This is a genomic window from Rhodococcus sp. LB1, assembly GCF_001583455.1.
GTDB lineage: Bacteria > Actinomycetota > Actinomycetes > Mycobacteriales > Mycobacteriaceae > Rhodococcus_F > Rhodococcus_F opacus.
The window spans coordinates 1-4,246 of the sequence record NZ_LTCZ01000253.1 but is presented as its reverse complement, the minus strand read 5'-3'; the positions used below and the strand labels follow the sequence as shown (position 1 = coordinate 4,246).

Annotated in this window: 5 protein-coding genes; 3 read left to right on the top strand and 2 right to left on the bottom strand. The window is 64.9% G+C overall.

Annotated features, from left to right (window positions below; genetic code table 11):
* On the bottom strand, nt 1–682 hold a 682-nt coding region (locus tag AZG88_RS28385), incomplete at its 3' end, for a beta-ketoacyl synthase N-terminal-like domain-containing protein (protein ID WP_269455079.1).
* A 56-nt stretch (nt 683–738) separates the two neighbouring features.
* Nucleotides 739–1,566, bottom strand: a complete 828-nt coding sequence (locus AZG88_RS28380; RefSeq protein ID WP_037180826.1) for an IclR family transcriptional regulator — start codon at nt 1,564–1,566, stop codon at nt 739–741.
* Between the two features lie 286 nt (nt 1,567–1,852).
* Here AZG88_RS28380 and AZG88_RS28375 point away from each other — a divergent pair, with 286 nt between their 5' ends.
* The 3 genes from AZG88_RS28375 to AZG88_RS54350 form a co-directional block, all read left to right on the top strand.
* Nucleotides 1,853–3,181 carry an MFS transporter gene (locus AZG88_RS28375; protein ID WP_005246696.1) on the top strand — a complete coding sequence of 443 codons (1,329 nt, stop codon included), beginning with the start codon at nt 1,853–1,855 and terminating at the stop codon, nt 3,179–3,181.
* Between the two features lie 134 nt (nt 3,182–3,315).
* A complete protein-coding gene (locus AZG88_RS28370; protein WP_061699816.1) occupies nt 3,316–4,071 on the top strand; it encodes an SDR family NAD(P)-dependent oxidoreductase in 756 nt (251 codons plus the stop codon).
* Nucleotides 4,064–4,246 (top strand): hypothetical protein (locus tag AZG88_RS54350; RefSeq protein ID WP_231914238.1); only part of this gene is annotated, 183 nt, incomplete at its 3' end. The genes AZG88_RS28370 and AZG88_RS54350, both read left to right, overlap by 8 nt.

The following is a 4,246-nucleotide window of genomic DNA, read 5'->3' as shown; positions in this document are numbered from 1 at the left end:
CACTGGTGATCACCAGTGCCACTGCGCCGTCGGAGAGCAGGGAGCAGTCCGTGCGCCGCAACGGCTCCGCCACATAGGGGTTCTTGTCGGAGACGGTGTTGCAGAAGTCGAAGCCGAGGTCCTTGTGCAGCTGGGCGTACGGGTTGCTCATGCCGTTGTGGTGATTCTTGGCGGCGATGGCGGCCATTGCCGCGCTCGGATCTCCGTAGCGTTCGGCGTAGGCGCGGGCGATTCCGGCGAAGACACCGGCGAATCCGCCTGTGACGTTCGATTCTTCGGGCCGGTAGCAGCCGGAGAGCAGAATTTCCCCGGCGCGAGGGGTGTCGACTGCGGTCATCTTCTCGGCGCCGATGACCAACGCGACGTCACCGCGTCCGGAGTCGATGAAGTCGCATGCGGCGTACAGTGCGGCACTTCCTGTGCCACAAGCATTCTCGACGCGCATCGCGGGAGTGTGCTGGAATTCGGGCATCGACAGGGACACCAGGGACGCCTGAAAGTCCTGGTCGGAGAAGCCGTTGTTGTAGACGCCGACGAAGATGCCGTCGACTTCGCTGGGCTCCACGTGAGCGTGGGTGAGGGCTTCGGGAACGACGGAACCGATCAGGGCGGTGACGTCGGGTTCGTTCAGTCTGCCGAACTTCGAGTGTCCCCACCCGGTGATGGATGTGCGAGAAGTCATGTTTTCTCCGATATCGGTGTCGCGGCGACAGGGGCAGGTGGCCGCGGTGGTTGTGGTTACAGGGCTGATGATTCGGTGCGCAGGGTGGGAGCGAGCCGGGCGGCTTCCTCCTTGAGCAGGATGGCCAGACGCGCTTGTCGGTCCGGCCCCATCCGGGAGCTGATGGCCGCGATGCTCAGCGCGAGCGCGGGTTCGCCGTGGGAGTCGAGGACGGCGATCCCGATCGCCCACGATTCGGGAACGACCATGCCCTCGTTGACCGCAATGCCGCCGCGCCGGCGGGTGCGCTCGGCTTGCTCGAGCAACCGGTCGGGCGTCAGCTCGGGATACCGCTGGGCCAGTTCGGGCGCATTGGCCGCCATCACACTGGAGGCGACCTGCGGAGGCAGGGCAGCGAGTAAGGCCATGCCGTGCGCCCCGACGCCGAGCGGGTACCGGTCGCCGGCCTGCAGAACGTGACTGCGGATCGGCCACGTTCCCTCCTCGCGATGTACACACACCGAGTGAGTGCCGCGGCGCACCGAGATGAAGGCCGCGTCCTCGGACACCTGCGCGAGCCGCACCACCGAGGCCAGGGCCTGCTGCTGCAGTCCGTGCCGCCGTTCGGCGGCATTTCCGACGGTGTACGCCTCCGGGCCGAGCAGGTACCGCCGGTCGTCGGCCTGCTCGAGATAGCCGGTGCTCACCAACTCCGACAGCAATCGGTGCACCGTCGGCTTACTGAGTCCACTCTCCGAGGCCAACTCCGCCAGGGACAGCCCGCCGACACGATCCCAGCCCGCCACCATCGACAGCAGATCGAGGGCTCGGCGCACACTCTGCGAACCAGGAAGGGCGTCCCGGCCGGCGCGAGCCGACACCGAGTCGATGGAATCGTTCCGCATTGTGAAATCTCCCTCGGGGCACGTCGTGCGAGATTGGAATGGATTGGCGGCGCGCTGGCCTGCAAATGACAGTAAAACGTGAGCTGGATCTCGGTCAACAATTCCATAATATGGACCGATTTCCTGCGGCTTTGGCTGCCTGCTTGACGTCACATGCTGGAAGGGAACACAGTCACACCACAGCGTGACTCAGGTCACGCCCTTGGTCTCCTGGGAAGGAGGGCGGTGCAGAACCCGCCAGCACTTCTTCCGCCCCCAACTTGCTCGATGAAAGACAGGACCCGCAATGACTCCGACGTCCGCGGCCGCACGGCCTCCACGAATCGATATCCGACAGGTTCGGTGGGCACGCATCGGTATCCCGCTGTTCGTGACCTACTTCATCTGCTTCATGGACCGAACCAACATCAGTGTCGCCTCCCCGCACATGGCCGACGAACTGCAGTTGAGCGCGGCCGCAATGGGCCTGGTGTTCTCGGCCTTCTTCTGGGGTTACGTCGTCAGCGGGATGCCCGCCGGCGCGTGGGCCGGCAGGGGACACGCCAAGAACATCATCGTGGCGTGCATGTTGATCATCGGGCTGTCCGCGGCCGTGACCGGTGCTGTCCACAACCTGCCGGTTCTGATGGCGGCACGCATCGTCCTCGGACTCGCCGAAGGAGCCATCTTCCCGGCCTTCGCAGTCATGTTCATCAGCTGGTTCCCCTCCCGCGAACGCGGCCTCGCCGTCGCCTTGACGATGTACACCGTGCCGCTGTCCTCGGCGGTGATGGCACCCCTGTCCGGATGGCTGATCGAGGTCACCAACTGGCGCGCGATGTTCATCATCCAAGCCATTCCCGCAATCCTCGTCGCGATCTGGCTATACTTCTCGGCCACCGAGAAGCCGGAAGACCACCCCCGCCTGAGCTCCCAGGAACGGGACCACATCCTCGCCACGCGCACCGTCGAGACCACCGACGAGTCGACCCTGTTGCAGGTGTTCATGCGGCCGGTGGTGTGGTTGCTGGCGCTGATCTACTTCTTCTGGGTCATGGGCATCTACGCACTCACGCTCTGGCTGCCCACCGTCATCGGCGATCTCACCGGACAGGGCTCGTTCCTCGTCGGACTCTTGACGGCCATCCCGTTCCTCGTCGGCACCGCCGCTCTCTATCTGGTCACCAAGCGTGCCGTCGCCAGTGGCCGCTCACTCGGTTCGTTCATCGCACTGCCCATCGCGATCAGCGGCACAGCGATGATCGTCCAACATTTCGTGCACTTCGGAGCGGTTTTCAGTTTCGCGATGCTCGTCGTCGCCGCCGGCTCCATCTACGCAGCCCTCGCACTCTGGTGGACCTGGGTGATGCAGATCGTTCCCCGCAACCAGGCCGGGGCCTCGGTTGGTTTCGTCAACCTCTGCGGAAACTTCGGCGGCCTGGTCGGACCCCTCCTGATCGGTCTGGTCGCCACGTCCGGCAACACCGCCTCGGGCTTCTGGATCATCGGGGTCGGGGTCATCCTCGCCGCCCTGATCGTGGCGATCCTCGACGCCCGGCGAACCAAGTCCAGCGGAGGATCCGACGACGTCGGCCAGCGCACGGCCGATCGTGAACACGCGCCCCACCCACATTGAAGGCGGTTCAGTCGGTGGTGTCCCGGAGTCCGGCAGCGCCGCACCCCTTTCCCAAGCCGTCGGCATGACGACTGAATGCCCACGCGCTGCCCAGCGCATACACACCTAATGGCAACGAAAGAATTGGAACCACGATGAATGAACGCATAGCCCTTGTCACCGGATCCGGGGCAGGGATCGGGGCTGCCATCGCCGAACGTCTGGGTGAGCACGGGCGGCACGTGGTGCTGGCCGATCTGAATCACGATGCCGCGCATGCTCTCGCTGCCGATATGACCAGCCGCGGCATGAGCGCGGACGCACTGACGATGGACATCGGTGACCGCGCCTCGATCGAGGCGGGCTTCAAGTGGGTCACCGAAACCTACGGACGCTGCGACATCCTGGTCAACAATGCGGGTATCGCCAAGACGCTCCCCTTCCTCGACTATCCCGACGATCACTGGGAGGCGACCCTGCGCGTCAATCTCACCGGGGCGTTCCGCTGCGCTCAGCAGGCAGCCCGACTGATGCTCGAACAGCAATGTGGTCGCATCATCAACATCGCCTCGACCAGCGGGATGCGTGCCGGTGCCGGTCGCACCGCGTACGGCACCTCGAAGGCGGGCCTGATCGGTCTGACCCGCCAGATAGCAGTGGAGCTGGCCCCGCACGGCATCACTGCGAATGCCGTCGCGCCCGGGCCCATCGAAACACCACTATCGCAAGCGGTCCACACCGCCGCCACCCGCGCCGCCTACAACCGCCTGGTACCGGCGCAGCGCTACGGCACACCGGGCGAGGTCGCCGGCGCCGTCGACTTCCTCGCCTCCGACGACGCGGCCTATATCAACGGCCATGTCATTCCCGTCGACGGCGGGTTCCTCGCCGCCGGCGTGCTCAGTGACTGACAACATCTGGATCGGCGGACATCCGGAACCACGCAAACCCGTTATCGACCAACATCATTACCCGCACCGAGTCGGCTCATCCGATCGACCGGTCCATCCCCGTGAAGAGAAAGCAGCACACGTGCTCACCGCAGAAACACCCACCATGACAGTGAAGATGTTCTACGACGACGAT

What these genes read in the sequence shown, in the direction of transcription:
- AZG88_RS28380 (WP_037180826.1), bottom strand. Translation starts at nt 1,566, where the DNA reads ATGCGGAACGATTCCATCGACTCGGTGTCGGCTCGCGCCGGCCGGGAC.
- AZG88_RS28375 (WP_005246696.1), top strand. Translation starts at nt 1,853, where the DNA reads ATGACTCCGACGTCCGCGGCCGCACGGCCTCCACGAATCGATATCCGA.
- AZG88_RS28370 (WP_061699816.1), top strand. Translation starts at nt 3,316, where the DNA reads ATGAATGAACGCATAGCCCTTGTCACCGGATCCGGGGCAGGGATCGGG.